20 protein-coding genes, 1 tRNA gene and 1 pseudogene are annotated in these 21913 nt (G+C 43.8%); 15 read left to right on the top strand and 7 right to left on the bottom strand.

All coding sequences use genetic code 11. The annotated features are described in order from the left end of the window. Nucleotides 1-199: 199 nt before the first annotated feature. Nucleotides 200-793: a beta-class carbonic anhydrase gene (locus tag NX903_RS16905; RefSeq protein WP_010886620.1), complete on the top strand. Its 594-nt coding sequence runs from the start codon at nucleotides 200-202 to the stop codon at nucleotides 791-793. A gap of 18 nt (nucleotides 794-811) precedes the next feature. Beyond that, on the top strand, nucleotides 812-2404 hold the full coding sequence (locus NX903_RS16900) for a SulP family inorganic anion transporter (protein WP_003228175.1): 1593 nt from the start codon (nucleotides 812-814) through the stop codon (nucleotides 2402-2404). 26 nt (nucleotides 2405-2430) lie between these two features. On the opposite strand, the gene NX903_RS16895 is transcribed toward NX903_RS16900, so the two are convergent. Beyond that, nucleotides 2431-2751 carry a MazG nucleotide pyrophosphohydrolase domain-containing protein gene (locus NX903_RS16895; RefSeq protein ID WP_015251156.1) on the bottom strand — a complete coding sequence of 107 codons (321 nt, stop codon included), beginning with the start codon at nucleotides 2749-2751 and terminating at the stop codon, nucleotides 2431-2433. A gap of 116 nt (nucleotides 2752-2867) precedes the next feature. Between NX903_RS16895 and NX903_RS16890 the strand changes: the two genes are divergently transcribed. From NX903_RS16890 to pgmB, 10 genes are all read left to right on the top strand, one after another. Continuing rightward, on the top strand, nucleotides 2868-3443 hold the full coding sequence (locus tag NX903_RS16890) for an LOG family protein (protein WP_033883475.1): 576 nt from the start codon (nucleotides 2868-2870) through the stop codon (nucleotides 3441-3443). A 196-nt stretch (nucleotides 3444-3639) separates the two neighbouring features. Continuing rightward, entirely contained in the window at nucleotides 3640-4590 is a 951-nt protein-coding gene (locus NX903_RS16885; protein ID WP_003242739.1) for a substrate-binding domain-containing protein, read from the top strand. Between the two features lie 112 nt (nucleotides 4591-4702). Beyond that, nucleotides 4703-6472, top strand: coding sequence for a maltogenic alpha-amylase (gene mdxD, locus NX903_RS16880; protein WP_086344359.1), 1770 nt, complete (start codon nucleotides 4703-4705; stop codon nucleotides 6470-6472). A gap of 95 nt (nucleotides 6473-6567) precedes the next feature. After that, nucleotides 6568-7821 (top strand): maltodextrin ABC transporter substrate-binding protein MdxE, encoded by a 1254-nt coding sequence (gene mdxE, locus NX903_RS16875; protein WP_086344358.1) that lies wholly within the window; start codon nucleotides 6568-6570, stop codon nucleotides 7819-7821. A 40-nt stretch (nucleotides 7822-7861) separates the two neighbouring features. Beyond that, entirely contained in the window at nucleotides 7862-9169 is a 1308-nt protein-coding gene (mdxF, locus tag NX903_RS16870) for a maltodextrin ABC transporter permease MdxF (protein ID WP_014478063.1), read from the top strand. After that, nucleotides 9170-10006 carry a maltodextrin ABC transporter permease MdxG gene (gene mdxG / locus NX903_RS16865; RefSeq protein WP_086344357.1) on the top strand — a complete coding sequence of 279 codons (837 nt, stop codon included), beginning with the start codon at nucleotides 9170-9172 and terminating at the stop codon, nucleotides 10004-10006. Between the two features lie 4 nt (nucleotides 10007-10010). After that, nucleotides 10011-10895 carry a DUF1189 domain-containing protein gene (locus tag NX903_RS16860; protein ID WP_086344356.1) on the top strand — a complete coding sequence of 295 codons (885 nt, stop codon included), beginning with the start codon at nucleotides 10011-10013 and terminating at the stop codon, nucleotides 10893-10895. Continuing rightward, on the top strand, nucleotides 10873-13146 hold the full coding sequence (gene mdxK, locus NX903_RS16855; protein ID WP_086344355.1) for a maltose phosphorylase: 2274 nt from the start codon (nucleotides 10873-10875) through the stop codon (nucleotides 13144-13146). The genes NX903_RS16860 and mdxK overlap by 23 nt, the downstream gene beginning before the upstream one ends. Next, a complete protein-coding gene (gene malL / locus NX903_RS16850; RefSeq protein WP_086344354.1) occupies nucleotides 13139-14824 on the top strand; it encodes an oligo-1,6-glucosidase in 1686 nt (561 codons plus the stop codon). Before mdxK ends, malL begins: the two co-directional genes overlap by 8 nt. Then, nucleotides 14821-15495, top strand: coding sequence for a beta-phosphoglucomutase (gene pgmB / locus NX903_RS16845; protein ID WP_137201037.1), 675 nt, complete (start codon nucleotides 14821-14823; stop codon nucleotides 15493-15495). Before malL ends, pgmB begins: the two co-directional genes overlap by 4 nt. 62 nt (nucleotides 15496-15557) lie before the next feature. Here the strand turns inward: pgmB and clpP are convergent, their stop codons facing one another. Further along, nucleotides 15558-16151, bottom strand: a complete 594-nt coding sequence (clpP, locus tag NX903_RS16840; RefSeq protein WP_003228214.1) for an ATP-dependent Clp endopeptidase proteolytic subunit ClpP — start codon at nucleotides 16149-16151, stop codon at nucleotides 15558-15560. A 269-nt stretch (nucleotides 16152-16420) separates the two neighbouring features. Between clpP and NX903_RS16835 the strand changes: the two genes are divergently transcribed. Then, nucleotides 16421-16496, top strand: a tRNA-Arg gene (locus NX903_RS16835). A gap of 358 nt (nucleotides 16497-16854) precedes the next feature. Here NX903_RS16835 and cotR read toward each other — a convergent pair. Beyond that, nucleotides 16855-17817 carry a sporulation hydrolase CotR gene (gene cotR, locus NX903_RS16830; RefSeq protein ID WP_024573362.1) on the bottom strand — a complete coding sequence of 321 codons (963 nt, stop codon included), beginning with the start codon at nucleotides 17815-17817 and terminating at the stop codon, nucleotides 16855-16857. Nucleotides 17818-18006: 189 nt separating this feature from the next. Between cotR and NX903_RS20995 the strand changes: the two are divergent. Next, nucleotides 18007-18141 (top strand): annotated as a pseudogene (locus tag NX903_RS20995) (poly-gamma-glutamate hydrolase family protein); the annotation flags it as partial. 147 nt (nucleotides 18142-18288) lie between these two features. Next, nucleotides 18289-18801, top strand: coding sequence for a DUF3231 family protein (locus tag NX903_RS16825; RefSeq protein ID WP_014478056.1), 513 nt, complete (start codon nucleotides 18289-18291; stop codon nucleotides 18799-18801). A gap of 35 nt (nucleotides 18802-18836) precedes the next feature. Here NX903_RS16825 and NX903_RS16820 read toward each other — a convergent pair whose 3' ends face one another. The 4 genes from NX903_RS16820 to aspP form a co-directional block, all read right to left on the bottom strand. After that, nucleotides 18837-19157: a QacE family quaternary ammonium compound efflux SMR transporter gene (locus tag NX903_RS16820; protein ID WP_003228222.1), complete on the bottom strand. Its 321-nt coding sequence runs from the start codon at nucleotides 19155-19157 to the stop codon at nucleotides 18837-18839. Then, nucleotides 19157-19492, bottom strand: a complete 336-nt coding sequence (locus NX903_RS16815) for an SMR family transporter (protein WP_086344353.1) — start codon at nucleotides 19490-19492, stop codon at nucleotides 19157-19159. The genes NX903_RS16820 and NX903_RS16815 overlap by 1 nt, the downstream gene beginning before the upstream one ends. A gap of 81 nt (nucleotides 19493-19573) precedes the next feature. Next, the gene (locus NX903_RS16810) at nucleotides 19574-20158 is read right to left on the bottom strand and encodes a TetR family transcriptional regulator (protein ID WP_003228226.1); all 585 of its coding nucleotides are present in this window, start codon (nucleotides 20156-20158) and stop codon (nucleotides 19574-19576) included. A gap of 94 nt (nucleotides 20159-20252) precedes the next feature. Continuing rightward, nucleotides 20253-21815 carry an aspartate/proton symporter AspP gene (gene aspP, locus NX903_RS16805; RefSeq protein WP_033883468.1) on the bottom strand — a complete coding sequence of 521 codons (1563 nt, stop codon included), beginning with the start codon at nucleotides 21813-21815 and terminating at the stop codon, nucleotides 20253-20255. Between the last annotated feature and the right edge of the window lie 98 nt (nucleotides 21816-21913).

Raw genomic sequence — 21913 nt, 5'->3', positions numbered from 1 at the left:
CGATATGCGAACTGCAGCCGGATTATAGGATGCATTAAATATAAATTTTATTATCTTTGAAAGATATAAATGTTTATGTTTTGATTCTACAGTCCAATTATAGTGTCTTTTTTTGAAAGCCTTTTCTTGGCTTATTCCTATGCTATAATTCCTTACTGTAAGCTGGGTAAGAAGGCTTGCAAAATCATATGGATGGGAGATGAATCAAATGGTTTCTTTAACATCAATTTTGGAACACAATCAGCGGTTTGTCAGTGAGAAGAAGTATGAACCGTACAAAACGACAAAGTTTCCTTCGAAAAAGCTCGTCATTGTCACCTGTATGGATACAAGGCTTACAGAACTTCTTCCGCAAGCAATGGGGCTTAAAAACGGTGATGCTAAAATTGTAAAAAACGCGGGAGCCATCGTTTCTCACCCATTTGGAAGCGTGATGCGAAGCATACTGGTCGCGATTTATGAATTGCAGGCTGAAGAGGTATGCATTGTCGGCCATCATGAATGCGGAATGTCTGGGCTGAATGCGTCCTCGATTCTTGAGAAAGCAAAGGAACGCGGGGTGGAGGATAGCTGCCTGAATTTGCTGACGAGTGCCGGACTCGATTTGAAAACGTGGCTGACTGGTTTTCACAGCGTGGAAGAAAGCGTTTCCCACAGTGTGAACATGATTAAGAACCATCCGCTGCTTCCGAAAAAAGTGCCGGTTCACGGACTTGTCATTCATCCTGAAACAGGAAAACTTGATGTGGTCATTAACGGTTATGAAACTGAGCTTATAAACAATCACTCATAAGGGAGGTTATAACAAAATATGCGATTCTCAGGGAGATTTAAGGGATACAATTTGCAGAAATTTCAGAAAGACTTGATTGCAGGTATCGTAGTAGGTGTCGTGGCAATTCCTTTAGGAATGGCGTTTGCCATTGCCTCGGGAGTCGAGCCTGAATATGGGCTATACACTGTTGTTATAGCAGGGATTTGTATTTCTTTGTTCGGAGGATCAAAATATCAGATTGGCGGTCCGACGGGCGCCTTTGTCCCGATTTTATTCGGCATTATCATGCAGTACGGCTTGGAAAATCTGCTGATTGCGGGGTTTATGGCAGGAGTGATGCTGGTACTGTTTGGGCTGTTTAAGCTCGGAAAAATAATGAAATTCGTGCCCAAACCCGTTATCGTCGGTTTTACAGCCGGAATTGCCGTGCTGATCTTTACGGAACAAATCGCTAATTTTCTCGGATTGAGAAATGTTGAAAAACATGAGAACTTTCATCACAACATGTTTGAAATTGTGCAGCAGCTCGGCACCTTTAACGTGTATGCCATTTTGACAGCTGTGATCGGGCTCGTCATTTTGCTTGTATCCGCCAAGGTGATGCCTAAAGTGCCGGGCGCTTTGTTGGCGCTTCTTATTTCCACAGTGGTCGCGGTTGTCTTTTTCCCTGACCGCATGGCAACGATCGGGTCAACTTATGGAGAAATCCCCCGCCATTTGCCGGAATTTCAGTTTCCTGAGCTTACTTTGGATAAAATGGTTATGCTGTTTCCAGCTGCGCTTGTCATCGCGCTTCTTGGAGGACTTGAGTCGATTTTGTCCGCAATGGTCGCTGATAACATGAAGGGCTCAAAGCATGACAGCAACAAGGAGCTTGTCGGCCAGGGGATTGCGAATATGGCAGCGCCCCTGTTTGGCGGAATCCCGGCTACAGGAGCGATTGCGAGAACGGCGACCAATATAAAAAACGGAGCGGTTTCTCCAGTTTCCGGCGTCGTTCACGGCGTAGTCGTTCTCCTTGTCCTGCTTGTATTTGCGCCTTATGCGTCCCATGTGCCGCTCGCCAGTATGGCACCGATTCTCATGGTGGTCGCATGGAATATGAGTGAGCGCAAGGAAGTCGCAAACATGCTTAGACTGAAAAATGCTGATTCCTTTATTTTGGCGGCGACCTTCGCCCTTACGGTTCTGTTTGACTTAATCATCGGTGTGGCAACCGGATTGCTGCTCGCATTTGTGTTCTTTATCAGAAGAATGAGCGAAGCGACCCGCATCCACAATCAGGAATCGCATCCTGTTCTGGCGAAGAGAGAAGATCCATCTGTCAGCATGTATGCCATAGAAGGGCCGCTGTTTTTCGGATCAATTGATTCCCTTGAATCGTCATTGCTGGAGCATGTACAGAAAAAACCGAAAACCCTTATTCTGCTCATGAATAAGGTGCACTATATGGATACGTCAGCTGAAGCGGTGCTTGGGAACATTATGAATCGAATTAAGCGCCATAATGGAAAGCTGATGATTGTAGGATTGCAATCGCAGCCGAAGGAGCTGCTGCATAAAACAGGCCTTTTTCACAAAATAGGAAAGCAGCATTTCTTTGATCACCATGATGAAATCACAGGTTAAAAAAAGCGGCCATCGCGGCCGCTTTTTTATGCATGCTCAAATCGTTTTGTCAGTTTTTCTTGGTGGGCCTTCATGACGTCTTCTAAAGAGACACCATACATATCAGCAAGAATGGCGATATTTCCGATGACATCTCCCATTTCTTCAATCAATTCTTGTTTTTGCTCAGCGCGTGACGATTCTTTCTCATCCGGCCGGTCTCTGCCGATTTCATACGCCCTGACAGCCCGGGCCAGTTCTCCGGCTTCCTCCATTAAAAAGCCGACGCGAATAAAAGGTCCGTATTCTGTCCAGCCTCTTTTTTCGTAAAACTCTTTCATCCATTTTTCTGCATCAGCCAGCTCCAACCTCATCACTCCTGCATTCTTTATGTATTTCATATTGATATTATCACATGAAGATGGGACAATATATAGTGTGTTTTTGAATGTTTAACACGATATATAGATGCGGAGATGACAAGATGAAAACCATTTGTGTATTTGCGGGATCAAACCCTGGGGGAAATGAAGCGTATAAAAGAAAAGCGGCAGAGCTTGGCGTGTATATGGCTGAGCAGGGAATCGGCCTTGTCTATGGGGGCTCCCGCGTAGGCTTGATGGGCACGATTGCCGACGCGATTATGGAAAACGGCGGAACTGCAATCGGGGTCATGCCGAGCGGTTTGTTCAGCGGGGAGGTTGTCCATCAGAATCTGACTGAGCTGATTGAAGTAAACGGGATGCATGAACGAAAGGCTAAAATGAGCGAGCTGGCGGACGGCTTTATCTCGATGCCGGGCGGCTTCGGTACATATGAAGAATTATTTGAAGTGCTGTGCTGGGCACAGATCGGCATCCACCAAAAGCCAATCGGACTGTACAATGTAAACGGATATTTTGAACCAATGATGAAAATGGTGAAATACAGCATTCAAGAAGGGTTTTCTAACGAATCGCACCTAAAACTGATTCACAGCTCGTCACGGCCGGATGAGTTAATTGAGCAAATGCAAACTTATTCTTATCCGATTTTAGAAAAAAAGTGGACAGAAATTTAAAAAAGAGACTTTCTCGTGAAGTGGAGTCAGCAACCTAGCGTATGAATTCATGAAAAATCGAGTGTTTTTAACAAAGTGAGGTTTCCTTAAGGGAAATCTCTTTTTTATTTCTCTTTTGCCTGCATCGTATATTTAACAGTAATAGAGGACTTTATCACTAGTTTGGATAATAAGCACAGATAAGGAGGGGATGAAAATGGCAACATTGTCAGATGTGGCAAAAAAAGCAAATGTTTCGAAGATGACGGTATCACGAGTGATCAATCACCCTGAGACGGTGACAGATGAATTGAAAAAGCTTGTTCATTCTGCGATGAAAGAGCTGAATTACATCCCTAATTATGCGGCGAGAGCGCTCGTGCAAAACAGAACACAGGTTGTGAAACTATTGATACTTGAGGAAATGGATACGACAGAACCATATTACATGAACCTGCTGACAGGAATCAGCAGGGAGCTGGATCGCAATCACTATGCTCTCCAGCTTGTAACAAGAAATTCTCTTAATATTGGCCAATGTGACGGCATTATTGCCACCGGCTTGAGAAAGAACGATTTTGAAGGTGTAATAAAAGCGTTTGAGAAGCCGCTCGTCGTATTTGGACAAAATGAAATGGGCTATGACTTTATCGATGTGAATAACGAGAAAGGCACTTTTATGGCAACCCGCCATGTTATGGGGCTGGGGGAGCGGGAAGTTGTCTTTTTTGGCATTGATTTAGATGAGCCTTTCGAACGTGCAAGAGAACAGGGGTATATACGGGCGATGAATAAAAGCTTTAAAAAATCGAATATGTTTCGGATCGACAACAGTTCTAAGAAAAGTGAATGCCTTGCAAGAGAACTGCTGAAATCCATGGACAATCAGGCCGCATTTGTCTGCGCATCTGATCGAATCGCGCTCGGCGTCATTCGTGCGGCGCAATCCCTTGGAAAGCGAATTCCAGAAGACGTTGCGGTTACCGGGAATGACGGTGTGTTTCTTGATCGCATCTCCTCGCCGCGCTTGACTACGGTCAGACAGCCTGTTGTTGAAATGGGGGAAGCCTGTGCGAAAATGTTGCTGAAAAAAATGAATGAAGACGGTGCTGCACAAGGAAGTCTATTTTTTGAACCAGAGTTAATTGTACGAGAATCAACGCTGTAAGCGCCTTATTCTGTTATCGGTAACAGGGTGAAAAGGATTGTTCCCACAATTTCATCATGATACTTTCAAACTATGAGCCGGCTTCAATAAAACGGAAATCAAAGGGGGAAACATGATGGAATATGCAGCGATTCACCACCAGCCATTCAGCACAGATGCTTATTCTTATGATGGGCGGACTGTGCATATCAAGATTCGGACGAAAAAAGGTGATGCAGATCACATTCGATTCATTTGGGGTGATCCCTATGAGTACAACGATGGCAAGTGGTCGGCAAACGAGCAGCCGATGAGGAAAATTGCTGCTACAGAAATGCATGACTATTGGTTTGCTGAAGTGGTGCCGCCATTTAGGCGTTTACAATATGCGTTTGTTGTAACAGACGATCATGAAGACATCTTTTTCGGAAGTTCGGGTGTATGCCCTTATAACGAAAAAACACTGGAAACGATTCATTATTACTTTAAATTTCCGTTTGTTCACGAGGCTGATACATTTCAAGCGCCTGAATGGGTCAAGTCAACGGTTTGGTATCAAATTTTTCCGGAGCGTTTTGCAAATGGAAGAGAAGACTTGTCACCGAAGAATGCATTGCCGTGGGGGAGCAAGGACCCGGGCGTCAATGATTTTTTTGGAGGAGATTTGCAAGGGATTGTTGACAAGCTTGATTATTTAGAGGATTTAGGGGTGAACGGCATTTATCTGACGCCGATCTTTTCCGCGCCTTCTAATCATAAATACGACACGCTGGATTACTTTTCTATTGATCCGCATTTCGGGGATCCAGAGATTTTTCGTACATTGGTCAGCCAGCTTCATCAGCGGGGGATGAGAATTATGCTAGATGCGGTTTTTAACCATATAGGAAGCGCGTCTCCGCAATGGCAGGATGTCGTCAAAAACGGAGCTCGATCCCGCTATAAAGACTGGTTCCATATTCACTCTTTTCCCGTCACAGACGACAATTATGACAGGTTTGCTTTTACAGCTGATATGCCGAAGCTAAACACGGCTAATCCCGAAGTGCAGAAATATTTGCTTGATATTGCTTTGTACTGGATTCGCGAATTTGACATTGACGGCTGGCGTTTGGATGTCGCAAATGAAGTGGATCACGTGTTTTGGAAGACATTCAGGCAGGCTGTATCAGCAGAAAAGCCTGATGTTTATATTTTAGGTGAGATCTGGCATTCTGCCGAACCCTGGCTTAGAGGGGATGAATTTCATGCGGCGATGAATTACCCTTTTACAGAGCCTATGATTGAATATTTTGCTGACCGGACGATCCCAGCCTCACGTATGGCCTACCTTGTCAATGCGCATTTGATGAATGGGATGAAGCAAGCCAATGAGGTGATGTTTAATTTACTGGATAGCCATGATACAAAGCGCCTTTTGACCAGATGCCGCAATGATGAGAAGAAAGCACGTGCGTTGCTGGCCTTTATGTTTGCCCAGACAGGCTCACCATGCATCTATTACGGGACGGAAATCGGGCTGGACGGCGGAAATGATCCATTATGCCGGAAATGTATGGTTTGGGAAAAGGAGAAGCAAAACCAAGACATGCTGCGATTTATGAAACGGTTAATTGCTTTACGCAAGCAGGAAAACACTTTATTGACTGAAGGACATCTTGAGTGGAATCTGCTGGATGACAAAAATGATTTTATCAGCTTTTCGCGGACTCTTGATGAAAAAATACTGATTTATTTCTTTAATCAAGGGAATGTGGTTCAACATGTCAGTTTACTAGATTTGAATATTGAAAGGAATAAGAGGATCTGTGATGCATGGACAGAGCAGCCGCTTCAGCATCACGACGTCATTGCCGTTCAGCCGGGAGAATTTTTGATTTTGAGTGCTGCCGCCCCTGTATAACATTCTGTTATCGGTAACAAATCGAAAGTTGTTGTAACCGCTTTCTATAGGACAATACAATTGTTATAGTTTCGTAAATAGAAGGGGGAAAAGAGATGGTTCTTTTTAAAAAGGGGTTCGCCATATTGGCGGCATCATTTCTGGCAATCGGCCTTGCCGCCTGCTCAAGTTCAAAAAATCCAGCAAGCTCTGATGGCAAAAAGGTGCTGACTGTGTCTGTCGAAGAAACGTATAAAGAATACATTGAAAGCATAAAAACAAAGTTCGAAAAAGAGAATGATGTCACAGTAAAAATTGTTGAAAAGCAAATGTTCGAACAGTTAGAAGCGCTTCCTCTTGATGGCCCGGCGGGTAATGCGCCTGATGTTATGCTTGCTGCATATGACCGGATCGGCGGTTTGGGACAGCAAGGACATTTGCTTGACATTAAGCCATCTCATACAAAAAGCTTTGGTGATAAAGAAATGCAGCAGGTGACAGTTGACGGCAAAGTGTACGGAATGCCGCTAGTCATTGAGACACTTATTTTGTATTACAACAAAGATCTTTTAAAAACAGCGCCAAAAACATTTAAAGACCTTGAAAAGTTAACGGAAGATCCTCGATTCGCGTTTGCTTCGGAAAAAGGAAAATCAACCGGATTTTTAGCAAAATGGACTGACTTTTATATGTCGTACGGCTTATTGGCTGGATACGGCGGATATGTGTTTGGAAAAAACGGCACAGATTCCGGGGACATCGGCCTGAACAATAAAGGGGCTGTAGAAGCGGTGAAATATGCGGAGAAATGGTTTGAGACATATTGGCCGAAAGGAATGCAAGACAATTCAAGCGCAGACGACTTTATTCAGCAGATGTTTTTAGAAGGCAAAGCGGCTGCGATCATTGGCGGTCCTTGGTCAGCTGCCAATTATAAAGAGGCTAAATTGAACTACGGAGCGGCTCCCATTCCGACATTGCCCAATGGAGAAGAATATGCCCCTTTTGCGGGCGGGAAGGGCTGGGTAGCTTCAAAATATACAAAAGAACCCGAGCTGGCTGAAAAATGGCTTGAGTATGCTGCAAATGATGCCAATGCTTACGCTTTTTATGAGGATACAAACGAAGTTCCGGCCAACACGGCTGCAAGAAAGAAAGCCGATGAGCAAAAGAATGAACTGACGTCAGCTGTGATTAAACAATATGAAACAGCAACGCCGACTCCAAATATTCCGGAAATGGCTGAAGTATGGACAGGAGCGGAAAGTTTAATTTTTGATGCAGCTTCAGGAAAAAAATCGACACAAACATCAGCGAATGATGCTGTAAACGTCATAAAGGAAAATATTAAAGAAAAGTATGTGAAATAAAACGGCGGGATAGCGTCCGGAAGAATAGAGGGCGGAAAAAATGAATAAACATCACACACTCGCAAAGCAAAAACGAAAGGCAGGGCTTTTATCGATCATTCCAGGACTTGGGCAGATTGCGAATCAGCAATTGTCAAAGGGGCTCTTATTTCTTGCCATCACAGGCTTGTTTGCTTTTGAATTATGCGTTTTCGGTATACAGGCGCTAACCGGATTGATGACATTGGGAAGTGTTCCCGGTGAAGATCACTCGCTGTTTATGCTGATTGAAGGCACGCTGCAATTGATCGTGACGGTGATTTTCCTCATGTTCTATATCTTTAATATCCATGATTCGCGTAAGACCGCCGCTATGAAAGCGGCGGGTTTGGAAGTCAATACAACAGCCAAGGATATGATCTGTCATGCGGGCGATAAAGGGTTTCCATATCTATTTACACTTCCGGCATATATCATGATGGTGTTTGTGATTATTTTTCCGGTTTTGGTGACTCTGTTTGTTGCATTAACAAACTATGATTTTTATCATATTCCGCCTAATCGTCTGATTGACTGGGTCGGGTTTAAAAATTTCTTAAATATTTTTTTCCTTGGCTCCTATCGTGAAACATTTGTGAATGTACTGGGCTGGACGGTTATCTGGACAATCTGTGCAACAACGCTGCAAATCATTTTAGGTATTGTGACGGCACTTTTCGTCAATCAGGATTTTATAAAAGGCAAGCGGATATTTCGAATGATTTTCTTATTTCCATGGGCTGTTCCGGCGTTTATTACAATCATGAGTTTTTCCAACATGTTTAACGACAGCATAGGAGCGGTGAATGCACAGGTGATTCCACTATTCAATCACCTGCCGTTTGTTGAGCTGCCTGCGATCGCGTGGAAGACTGATCCTTTCTGGACAAAGACAGCCCTCATTATGATTCAGACGTGGCTCGGCTTTCCATATATTTATGTCATGGTAACGGGAGTGCTTCAGGCGATTCCAGGTGAATTGTATGAAGCGGCAAAGATTGACGGGGCCACTTTTATTCAGCGTTTTCGGCATATTACATTCCCGATGATTTTATTTGCCACAGCACCCGTGATGATTACTCAGTATACGTTTAATTTCAATAATTTCTCGATCATCTATTTATTTAATGAGGGAGGGCCAGGCAGTGCGGGAGCCGGGGCCGGATCGACCGATATCTTAATTTCGTGGATTTATAAACTGACAACAGGCACATCACCCCAATATTCCGTTGCGGCGGCTGTGACACTGTTAATTTCTTTCATTGTCATTGGAATTTCACTGATTGCTTTCAAAAAATCGAATGCTTTTGGCAATGAGGAGGTTATGTAGGTGAACGCGAGAACTGCCAGAATGCTTAATAGAATCTGTACGTATTTCTTTTTGACGCTTTTAAGTATTGTCATTATATATCCGTTGCTGATTACGGCATCATCAGCATTCCGTGTGGGGAATTCGGCGGCTTTTCAGCTCGATTTTTCGGGTTCTTGGACATTGGATCATTTTAAGCGGCTATTTGACGAAACGCTTTATCTCAATTGGTACAGCAATACACTTGTCATCGCGCTATCGGTCATGGTTTTGCAGGTTACGATTGTGACACTTGCCGGGTACTCGTACAGCCGCTATCGGTTTGCAGGCAGAAAAAAGAGCCTGATATTCTTTTTAATCATTCAAATGGTGCCGACAATGGCGGCGCTGACTGCTTTTTATGTCTTGGCGATGCTGATAGGCGCACTCGATCAATACTGGTTTTTAACAGCGATCTATATCGGCGGCGGAATTCCGATGAACACGTGGCTGATGAAAGGTTATTTTGATACTGTGCCGAGAGAAATTGATGAAGCCGCGCGAATTGACGGAGCGGGACATCTGAGGATTTTCGCTTCAATTGTTCTGCCGCTTGTTAAGCCAATGCTCGCGGTACAAGCGCTTTGGGCATTTATGGCACCGTTTGGTGATTATTTGCTGGCAAAGTTTTTGCTTCGCTCACCGGAAAGGCTGACCATCGCTGTAGGATTACAATCCTTTATTTCTAATCCGCAGCAGCAAAAAGTAGCTCTATTTGCGGCTGGCGCCATCCTTGCCGCACTGCCGATATGCGTTCTATTCTTTTTTCTCCAAAAGAACTTTGTGTCCGGTTTGACAGCCGGCGGAACAAAGGGGTAATTCAATGAAGAATCTGGAGAATAAAAGCTTTATCATCCGCTGCCTGAAAGCGGCTGCATCTCCATCAGGTGTTTGCAGCTATGGGAATACCTTCAGCTGGCTGCAGCTCTCTTTTCTCTTTATGTTTTTAACGGCCTGCTTAATGGCGCCGTTAGCGGTTTCGTTTGTGAAAATGGATCGCTTCAGCGTTGCATCTTTTATGCCGTCAGCGATTCAAGGAGTTAATGATCAATTTGCTGATCAATTACAGGGTTTTCAAATCAGGAACGGAAAACTAACAGGCGGGAAGAGCTCTGAGAGGATTGAAGATGGGCAGAATGTGATGGCAGTTGATATGAAGCATGAATATGAGACAAGCGGTGAAAATGGGCGATTGAAAGTAACTGGATTTGAAAACGCCGTCATATTTCAACCTGATCAACTGGTGATCACCGATCAAAACGAAACGGGGTTTTCTGTTGGCTATGCGAAAATGGACGTTAAGCTCGAGAAACCAAACGTCCATGATGTAGAGGTTTTGATCGATACATTATGGTTGGCACAGTATAAGCCGATGATCATGATGCTGGCATATACGGTGGTTTCTATGATCCAGCTTTTGTTAACGTTTGTTCTTGCCGGAGGCCTCTGGATCACAAAAATATCAAACATGGTTTCTATTGCATCATTCAAGGAAGCGGCATCTATAGCGATTTGCGCATCAGCACTGCCGGCATTTGCGGCAGCTGCTATCGGCATGGTTCATTTTGATTTGATTACTGTATTGATGATCCATTCGTGTGGCGTTACTTTGATGATTTCTTTTGCATTTAGATATTTGACCAAAACCCGCCGTGATAATGGAAACTTACATTCGGGAGGAAATGATGATAAATCAGCGGTTATTTGAGATTGATGAATGGAAAATCAAAACAAATACATTTAATAAGGAGCATACACGGCTGCTGGAAAGCCTGACGTCTCTTGCCAATGGCTATATGGGGGTCAGAGGAAATTTTGAAGAAGGCTATTCAGGCGACAGTCACCAAGGCACATATATTGCAGGCGTGTGGTTCCCCGACAAAACGCGAGTAGGCTGGTGGAAAAACGGGTATCCAGAATATTTCGGAAAAGTGATCAATGCGATGAACTTTATAGGCATAGGCCTATATGTTGACGGTGAAAAAATAGATCTCCATCAAAACCCAATCGAATCATTTGAGGTAGAACTCAATATGAAAGAGGGGATTCTGCGGCGAAAAGCTGTTGTCCGCATTCAGGATAAATCCGTCAGAATCAGGTCAGAGCGGTTTCTTAGCCTTGCTGTAAAAGAACTTTGTGCGATTCATTATGAAGCGGAGTGCCTGACGGGAGATGCTGTCATTACGCTTGTTCCTTACCTGGATGGAAATGTGGCAAATGAAGATTCTAACTACCAAGAACAGTTTTGGCAGGAGGAAGCGAAAGGTGCTGATTCTCACAGCGGCCATTTAGCGGCAAAAACGATCGAAAATCCATTTGGAACACCGCACTTCACGGTTTTAGCCGCGATGGCAAACGAGACGGAGGGTTTTGTCAATGAAAGCTTTAAAACGAATGAAATGTATGTCGAGAATCGCTACAGTTATCAAACGAAGGCATCATTGAAAAAGTTTGTGATTGTCACGACTTCCCGTGATTTTCGGGAGGAAGAGCTTTTATCGAAAGCCAAGGAGCTTTTGTCGGATGTGGTAGAGAACGGCTATGAAGATGCAAAACGGAGGCACACTGATCGATGGAAGGAAAGATGGGCAAAAGCGGACATTGAGATTAAAGGAGATGAGGAGCTTCAACAAGGAATACGCTACAACATCTTTCAGTTATTCTCGACATATTACGGGGGCGATGCCCGTTTGAATATCGGGCCGAAAGGATTTACTGGCGAGAAATATGGAGGTGCCGCATATTGGGATACTGAGGCGTACGCCGTTCCGATGTATTTGGCGACAGCCGAGCCGGAGGTGACGAAAAACCTGCTTTTGTATCGCTTTCATCAGTTGGAGGCTGCCAAACGAAACGCTGCAAAATTGGGGATGAAGGGGGCTCTTTATCCGATGGTGACGTTCACCGGTGATGAATGCCACAACGAATGGGAAATCACCTTTGAAGAAATTCACCGCAATGGCGCGATCTGTTATGCGATCTACAATTATATCAATTATACAGGCGACCGTAACTATATGGAAGAATACGGGATAGACGTTCTTGTGGCAGTCAGCAGATTTTGGGCCGACCGTGTTCACTTCTCGAAACGAAAAAATAAGTATATGATTCATGGCGTCACAGGGCCGAATGAATACGAAAACAACGTTAACAACAATTGGTATACGAATGTCATTGCGGCTTGGACGTTGGAGTATACTCTACAAAGTCTCGAAAGTATCTCAGCGGAGAAACGCCGCCTTCTGGATGTGCAGGAAGAAGAATTGAAAGTCTGGAGAGAAATCATCCAGCACATGTACTATCCGTATAGTGAAGAACTGCAAATTTTCGTTCAGCATGACACGTTCTTGGACAAAGATCTGCAAGCAGTTGACGAATTAGATCCAGCGGAGCGGCCTCTTTATCAGAAATGGTCATGGGACAAGATTCTCCGCTCCAATTTTATTAAGCAGGCAGATGTTCTCCAAGGCATTTATCTTTTTAATGACCGTTTTACAATGGAAGAAAAACGGCGAAATTTTGAATTTTATGAGCCGATGACTGTTCATGAATCAAGCCTATCGCCCTCTGTCCATGCGATTCTCGCAGCCGAACTCAAGCTGGAAAAGAAAGCGCTCGAATTATATAAGCGCACAGCAAGGCTTGATCTTGATAATTACAATCATGATACGGAAGAAGGCTTGCATATTACTTCAATGACGGGGAGCTGGCTGGCAATCGTTCATGGCTTTGCAGGCATGCGCACCGCGAATGAGACGCTGTCATTTGCTCCGTTTTTGCCGAAAGAATGGGACGAATATTCATTCAACATCAATTATCGAAATCGATTAATCAATGTGACGGTTGACGAAAAGCGCGTTATTTTTGAGCTTGTAAAAGGCGAGCCGCTGCACATGAACGTTTATGAGGAACCAGTTGTCCTACAGGGACGATGTGAAAGGAGAACGCCTAATGAGTGAATGGTGGAAAGAAGCTGTCGTTTATCAAATTTACCCGCGCAGTTTTTATGATGCCAATGGAGATGGATTCGGGGATTTGCAAGGTGTGATTCAAAAGCTGGATTACATCAAAAATCTCGGGGCGGATGTCATCTGGCTCTCCCCGGTATTTGATTCCCCGCAGGATGACAACGGATATGATATCAGCGATTACAAAAACATGTACGAAAAGTTTGGGACAAATGAAGATATGTTTCAGCTGATTGATGAAGTCCATAAACGCGGAATGAAAATCGTCATGGATTTGGTCGTGAACCACACGTCAGATGAGCATGCTTGGTTTGCTGAAAGCCGCAAGTCGAAGGACAATCCTTACCGGGATTATTATTTTTGGAAAGATCCTAAACCGGACGGCTCAGAGCCGAATAATTGGGGATCGATCTTTTCAGGCTCAGCGTGGACATACGATGAAGGAACAGGGCAGTATTATTTGCACTACTTTTCAAAAAAACAGCCTGATTTAAATTGGGAAAACGAAGCCGTTCGCCGGGAAGTTTATGATGTAATGAGATTCTGGATGGATAGAGGCGTTGACGGCTGGCGGATGGATGTGATCGGCTCTATTTCTAAATACACCGATTTTCCGGACTACGAAACGGATAACAGCCGCAGCTATATTGTCGGCCGTTATCACTCTAACGGCCCCCGTCTTCATGAGTTTATTCAAGAGATGAACAGGGAAGTGCTTTCTCATTATGACTGCATGACAGTCGGAGAGGCAAACGGCTCTGATATTGAAGAGGCGAAAAAGTACACAGATGCAAGCAGGCAAGAGCTGAATATGATCTTTACATTTGAACATATGGATATTGATACAGAACAAAACTCGCCAAATGGGAAATGGCAGATCAAGCCATTTGATTTGATTGCTTTAAAAAAGACGATGACAAGGTGGCAGACCGGGTTAATGAATGTCGGCTGGAATACCCTGTATTTTGAGAACCATGACCAGCCGAGGGTTATTTCCCGCTGGGGCAATGACAGGAAGCTGCGTAAGGAATGTGCGAAGGCATTTGCAACGGTTCTGCACGGCATGAAAGGAACGCCGTTTATTTACCAGGGAGAAGAAATCGGCATGGTCAACAGCGATATGCGGCTGGAGATGTATGATGATCTTGAAATAAAGAATGCATATCGTGAACTAGTCGTCGAAAACAAAACGATGTCAGAAAAAGAGTTTGTCAAAGCCGTGATGATAAAAGGAAGGGATCATGCGAGAACACCGATGCAGTGGGATGCCGGAAAACATGCGGGATTCACAGCCGGAGACCCGTGGCTACCGGTAAATTCCCGCTATCAAGATATCAATGTGAAAGAGTCCTTGGAAGATCAAGATTCGATTTTCTTTTACTATCAGAAGCTCATTCAATTACGAAAGCAATATAAGATTATGATATATGGCGATTATCAGCTGTTGCAGGAGAATGATCCGCAGGTCTTTTCTTACCTTCGAGAATATCAAGGGGAAAAGCTTCTTGTCGTTGTGAATTTATCGGAAGAAAAGGCTCTGTTCGAAGCGCCTCCAGAACTGATTCATGAGCGTTGGAAAGTGCTGATTTCAAACTATCCGCAGGAGCGGGCTGACTTAAAGAGTATTAGCCTCAAACCTTATGAAGCTGTGATGGTCATTAGTATATGAAAGCGGTCATTTTTGATTTAGACGGAGTGATAACAGATACGGCTGAATATCATTTTCTCGCTTGGAAGCATATCGCAGAACAAATCAATATCCCTTTTGACAGAGACATGAATGAAAGGCTAAAAGGAATCAGCAGAGAAGAGTCACTTGAAAGCATATTGATCTTTGGCGGTGCGGAAACAAAGTATACAAATGCGGAGAAACAAGAGCTTATGCATCGGAAAAATCGCGATTATCAAACGCTGATCAGCAAATTGACGCCGGAAGATCTTTTACCGGGGATTGGCAGGCTTCTATGTCAATTGAAAAACGAAAATATAAAAATCGGGTTAGCATCTTCAAGCCGCAATGCTCCTAAGATTTTAAGACGTTTGGCAATTATCGATGATTTTGATGCCATTGTTGATCCGACGGCTCTTGCGAAGGGGAAGCCTGATCCTGACATCTTTTTAACAGCTGCAGCGATGCTCGATGTTTCCCCTGCTGATTGCGCTGCAATAGAAGACGCAGAAGCAGGCATTTCTGCAATCAAATCTGCGGGGATGTTTGCGGTTGGTGTCGGTCAAGGACAGCCGATGCTTGGTGCTGATCTGGTTGTGAGGCAGACGAATGATTTGACGCTTGAGCTGTTACATGAGGAATGGGAGCAGTATAGAATAAAAAGTGTTTAAGGGAGTCAATTCCTTGTAATGAAAAAAACCTGCAAGAGACGCAGCTCTTGCAGGTTGTATTATTACTTTTTATCTTCTGTGTGAGTCAAAATTTTGTCAATCAGGCCGTATTCAAGCGCTTCTTCAGCAGACTTGAAGTTATCACGGTCTGTGTCGCGTTCGATCACTTCAAGCGGCTGGCCAGTACGTTCAGCAAGGACTTTGTTTAATTTGTCGCGAAGCAAGAGAATGCGTTTCGCGGCAATTTCAATTTCTGTCGCCTGACCTTGCGCACCGCCAAGAGGCTGGTGAATCATGACTTCACTGTTTGGAAGCGCATAGCGTTTGCCTTTTTCGCCGGCTGCAAGCAGGAACGCTCCCATTGACGCAGCCATACCGATACAAATTGTAGATACCTTCGGCTTAATAAACTGCATGGTATCATAGATCGCCATACCGGCTGTAATAGAGCCGCCCGGGCTGTTGATGTAAAGAGAAATTTCTTTTTCAGGGTCTTCTGCTGCTAAGAATAAAAGCTGTGACACGATGGAGTTCGCAACGTTGTCATCAATCGCAGATCCAAGCATGATGATACGATCCTTTAATAGACGAGAATAAATGTCATACGCTCTTTCCCCGCGGTTCGTTTGTTCAATGACTGTAGGTATTAAATTCATAATGCTCCTCCTTCACCTTTTAGGTAAGTATGTAGTTACATGATACATTTTTGGTCAATAAAGGTCAAACAAAAAGCTGGCCTGATATGCAAAGTCGTCTCTTTTTCCCATTTTCCCCAAAAATACAGGGGTTCAAACCATCGTATGTCAGATTGCCAATTAAGATGCTTTGTCTATTTAAAAAACGGCCTCTCGAAATAGAGGGTTGTTATTTGAATGGAATTATCGTATAATTAGTTGTGCTGACGTTCTCATAACGCAGTCATTCTGCGCTCGTAGCTCAGTTGGATAGAGCGGTGGTTTCCGGTACCACGTCTGTCGGGGGTTCGAATCCCTCCGAGCGCGTCCAATAGAACAACAGGAAAGACAAGGGTTTGGCGATTTGCCGCTCTTGTCTTTTTTGTGTGAAAAAAGAGGCATAGTAAACCTTCGAGTTTTGAAATAAACTTCAAATCAATCATTATGCGATTGTCTTATTAGCTTTGAATAACACTTAAAAAAAATCCGGTTCTTACTGATACTTTGCAAAAATGTTGTTTACTTGTTGGAATCCAAAGAGACATTACACTTGTAAACAACTTTATTGTCAAAACAAGAAGAAAAAAATTCCTTTTACCCATTGCCTGTTTTTATTCGAGAATACTTTTCTCAGAGAAAAGTGGTAAGTTAGAAATGTAAGTGAGAATAGTTTTAAAATAAAAATTTATTTGGTCCTCCAGTTCTTCTCTATAAATTGAATCACAGGTTGTAAATTGGTTTTGTTCGCAATCTCAATGAGAGCGGGAAACACGGTAGGATCCGTTTTGGAGAAGTTTGGAATTCGTGGATCTAGCCGAAAAAAGCGATCTCCCAGAAGATTCGCGCTGACCATGGATTCGTAGTAACCATTTCCGCCAGAGATCATCTGAAGAAATGGCAGTAGAGGTTCATTAGGCGATCTGTCCAAAAGAACTCCCCAATTTGGAGGAAGGTTCTTCAGATTTTCAGGACGTATGTTATCTGCACTTACCATTCCCCACCCCCTCGTATCTCTTCTTAAACGAGTCGGGGCTTCACCTGTTCCAATGGATAATGCCGCAATTTGATCCAGTGGTACGTTGGCTTTACCAACCGCAAACGCGATACTGGCTGTACTAGGATTCGTTGCTACTACATATCCGTCCACATAGTTTTGATAGGCCCGTTGCGTCGCGGGAGCACCGCTGCTCCGCAGTATGACATCACTTACTTTCTCATTGAAATAGGGAGAGCCGGGAAAGTTGTGAAATAATACAGGAGTCCAACGATCCAGTTTTGGAGAATATAATTTGAATGATGGGACAACAATTCGTTTTCTTACATCTTTAAGACGAAGGTCTGCTGGGAAAAAATTTCGTACTGCTTTTATAAAACCGGAGTATGGTAATTGTTGATTGAAAACAGGTCCGCCCGGCCGGGAAATGCTGAATGCGGGCAGGATTTCATCCTCAAAATACTGAAGTGTTTCCTTCGGAGATCTTCCGCTTGCTAATGCAAGGGCAGTAAATGAACCGATTGAATTTCCCGAAAATACATGAGTTCGACTTATTAATGTTGGATTTTGTTTAGCCAGTCTGTTCATCAGCTGTAAACTTAAAGCACCTAAGGTACCTCCCCCATCAAAGGTTATGATCCGATATTTTGCCAAAGCTGGTTTCTCCTTTCTAATTAAAACTATCATTCAGTATATGTTTATCTAGAGTCTGTTGTATGGATGAATGAATGAACATCTCTTGTCCTAATCATTCGATTTTTCAACCTTCATCATGCGTTATCCCATTTTTATCTCACTTTTCTTTTTACCACGATCGAATATTTACACGGAAAAAATCTGTACATGGCTCTAAAAACGATAAGAAAAAAGATTCTTGTTGGAGGGTTTGACAGGAAGATTGCTCAAAAGCTTATGAAAAAATTAGAATCAACTGGTTTCTCAGCAGGCCTCACCGAGAAAAAAGGCTGTTTAGCAGGCGAACATAAAAAGAGGAAAGACAAGAGTTTTTGCATTTCACCACTCTTGTCTTTTTTGTTTCATAAATCTCTCCCGCTGGAACATAAATTTTCCTCCTACCGGGCAGTTTATGAAATGTGCGATATTGAATTTGCGAGGAGGATGAACATGGGTATTTTAAGCGGGAATCCGCAGGATGAACCGATGCATTACGGTGAGGTATTCGGCTTGTGGAGTTATGTGATGGCGGGCAATAAAATGGTCGGCAATTACCAAATGCTATTGAATCATGTCGGTGATGATGACCTGAAGAAGCTGCTTCGTGAGTCTATTGAGAAATGCCAAGATGAAATCAAACAGGTCAGCACGATCCTGAAAGAAAACGGGGTGGCGCTGCCGCCGGCTTCTCCTGAACCGCCGACAGCAGATCTTAACGATATTCCGCCTGGCGCACGGTTTCTCGATCCGGATGTGGCGGCCTCCGCGGCAGCACAAAATGCTGCAGGTCTTGTGACATGCAGCAAAATGATGGGGCAATCGATTCGTGAGGATATTGCCATGATGTTTGGGCAATTTCATATGTCGAAAGCGGCAACTGGCGCAAAATACTTAAGGCTGCTAAAAAACAAAGGCTGGCTCATCCCGCCGCCGCTTCATCTTCAAAAACATCACGAAGCTTAATGGCAAAGGCATATACAGCTGTATATGCCTTGATTTTATGAAGATGACGTAAGACGCAGGCCGATGACGCCGGCTAGGATAAGGCAAAGTGAAATCACCTGTGAAAGCTGAAATCGCTCCTTAAACCAGATGAGCCCGACCGCCGAAACACCAATGCTTCCAATGCCAGTCCAGACGGCATATGCGACTCCGGCAGGCAGGACGATCATCGCTTGGGAAAGACAGTAAAAGGATAAGCCGAATCCAACAGTCATCACAATGATCGGCCATTTTTTTCTTGTTCCGTCTATATATTTCATGGCAATGGCAGCTATAATTTCTTCTATGCCGGCAATCACTAATAAAAACCATGCCATTATTGTTCACCTCCCGGCTGAGATTTGCTTTCTTTCGTAAATAATTTCATTCCTAAAATGCCAGCCAGCAATAAAGCTAAAAAGAATATTTGGGCTGCTGAGAAGGATTCGCCCAGAACAATTCCAGTCAGATATGTTCCGACGGTTCCGATTCCCACAAACACAGTGTACGCGGCGGCCATCGGGATTTTTTGATAAGAGCGGATCAACAGGATAAAGCTGACCGCGATTAAGATAAAAATGATGATCCAATCCAAAAGCGAATCGGCATGTTTGAGGGAAGAGGCCCAAACAACCTCTAAAAGCCCTGCAATAAAAACAAGAACCCAATTCAAATGAAACACCTCTCTATTTTATGAATGAACGTCAGTCATTTTTAGGGCATTAAAAAATGAGCGGTGTTACCCAGTCATTTTTTAAGCAGTACCTAAGCTCCGTTTTAAGAAAGTGAAAATTTCCTTTTTATACACTTCAACATTTTCATCTTGTTCAAATCCGATATAGAATCGTTCCGCAGTATTCTCGACCAAGTTGATAATCGTTCTGGCCGTCCATTTTGAATTGATTCCTTCCGTTACCTCATGGTTTGCAATGGCCTTGTTGATGATTTGTTCAAGCCAGGAATAATAAGGCTGATAGATCGTTTCCCATTTTTCCATGGAGTGGTCGATCGCAAGCCCGGAATAACAGAGGACAATAATATCCTTATGGCGTTCTGTAATGAGAAAAGTCTCATCAATTAATATATCTAAAACGGTCCAAAAATCCTCGTCCCCATGCAGCCTACCTTTGATTTGATCAAGTGTATGGGTGAGAAGATTTTCTGCAATGGCCGGTATGAGGGCATTTTTAGATGAAAAATACAAATAGAATGTTCCTTGGGCAGTGCCGGCCTTTTTGACAATATCAGAAATAGAAGCTTTGTCGAGGCCTTTTTCAGAAATGACTTCTATGGCCGCCTGCAAAATTTTTTCGTATTTACCCGATGTTTGTTTTGGCATGAGGAACACCTCCAGTAATGACTGACTCTCATTCATTTTATCGCGTGTATGTATGTTTGTAAAGAATAAAGAAGCAAGAAAACCTCTTGCTTCTTTATTTATCGTAATCAATGGCGGCTTTTGGGAGCCCGGTATACTTTGCCCAGTAATAAACCGCAAGTGAGCCGATCGCGACTAAAATGAGGTCGACGGGATTGCTGATAATCCCTAAACCATGTCCGAAAGAACCGATGTAGGAAAAGATCAGCATCATAATATAAAACCCGATAAGCCACCAGGCTGATTTCAGCTGCTGAGCGAGGCTGACATCTTCTTTAGGCGTATATTTGCTGAAACAGAGATAGATCAAAAACATCACGAGCTGTGAACCGAGCAGCCAGGAGACTGTTTTCCATCCTGACCAGTACACGATAAACGCTGTAAATATAAAGGAAAGCGGCCCGATAATGCTCATTCCCTTTAAATAAAACGGCCTGTTTAAGTCCTTCGCGTTGACCCTTAGCGCAGCTGAAGAAATGGGTGCAATCGCATATGAAAGAATGAGCGCGACTGAACAGACATTGACGAGCGCGTTCCACGAAGGAAAGGGAAGTGTCCAGAAAATGGACAGGGCAAACGAAAGCCAAAGCGAAGCGCGGGGTGTCCCCGTATCTTTATTGACCTTTGAGAATATGCCGAATAATGTGCCGTTACGCGCCCAGGCGTAAACAAGGCGGGATGTCGTATTCATAAAGATATTCCCGTTTCCTCCGGGAGACAGAATGGCGTCTAAAATGACAAGCGTTGCAAGCCAGCCTAATCCGAGCATGACCGCAATATCCTTAAACGGCAATGAGAACTCCCGGCCAATTGCGGGCCAGCCATGTTTCAGTGTTTCTGTCGGGATTGCACCAATAAAGGTGACCTGCAAAACAGTATAAATGATGGTTGAAACGATGATGCAAATGATTAAAGCGATCGGGATATTGCGTTTTGGATTTTGGACTTCACCTGCTACAGATACAATCGGATGCAGGCCGAGATACGCAAACATGACGCCGCCTGTCGAGATGGCAGCCTGAATACCTGTAAATCCAAACGGTGCAAATCCTTGAACGGATAAATTCTCCGGCTGAAAATGAAAGATCAGCACAATAATGATGGTAATCGGCACAATATATTTAAAAATCGATATGATGAAATTCGCCTTAGCGAAGGTTTTGACGCTCCAATAATTCAGCAGGAAAAACAAGCATAATAGGGCAAACTGCAAGATCCAGCCGGAAATGGTCGGCGAATCAGACCCTTTAATGGTCAGGCCGGGAAACCAATAGGCCACATACTGGCGCACAGCTGTCACTTCAATTGAAATCAAGCTTGTATAAGCGACAATCGTGACAAACGAAATTAAGTAGCCGACAAGGTGGCCATGTGAATAAACGGGGTATCGAATGATGCCTCCGGTACGGGGCAGAGCGGCTCCGAGCTCCGCATATACAAGCCCGATTAACAAAATAATGGCTCCTCCGAGGATCCAGGAAAAAGCGCCGGAGGGCCCTGCTTTTGAAGCGACATTACTGACAGCGAACAGCCACGCTGATCCAAAGATGGCTCCCATCCCAATCAAAATCAGATCAAACAGCGACATTGATTTTTGAAAATTTCCTTGTTTAGACATTCGCTTCCTCCTTTGAAACCAGCCTTATATTCCTTACAATGCCCAATATGTAACAGAGAATACCGCTCCAAATAAAAAAACAGAGGCAGCCTGCGCTT

This window comes from Bacillus sp. FSL R5-0576 (assembly GCF_038004765.1).
In the GTDB taxonomy this organism is placed as follows: Bacteria; Bacillota; Bacilli; order Bacillales; family Bacillaceae; genus Bacillus; species Bacillus subtilis.
Note: the sequence above shows the minus strand (reverse complement) of the source record. Positions and strands in the feature narration are given on the sequence as shown.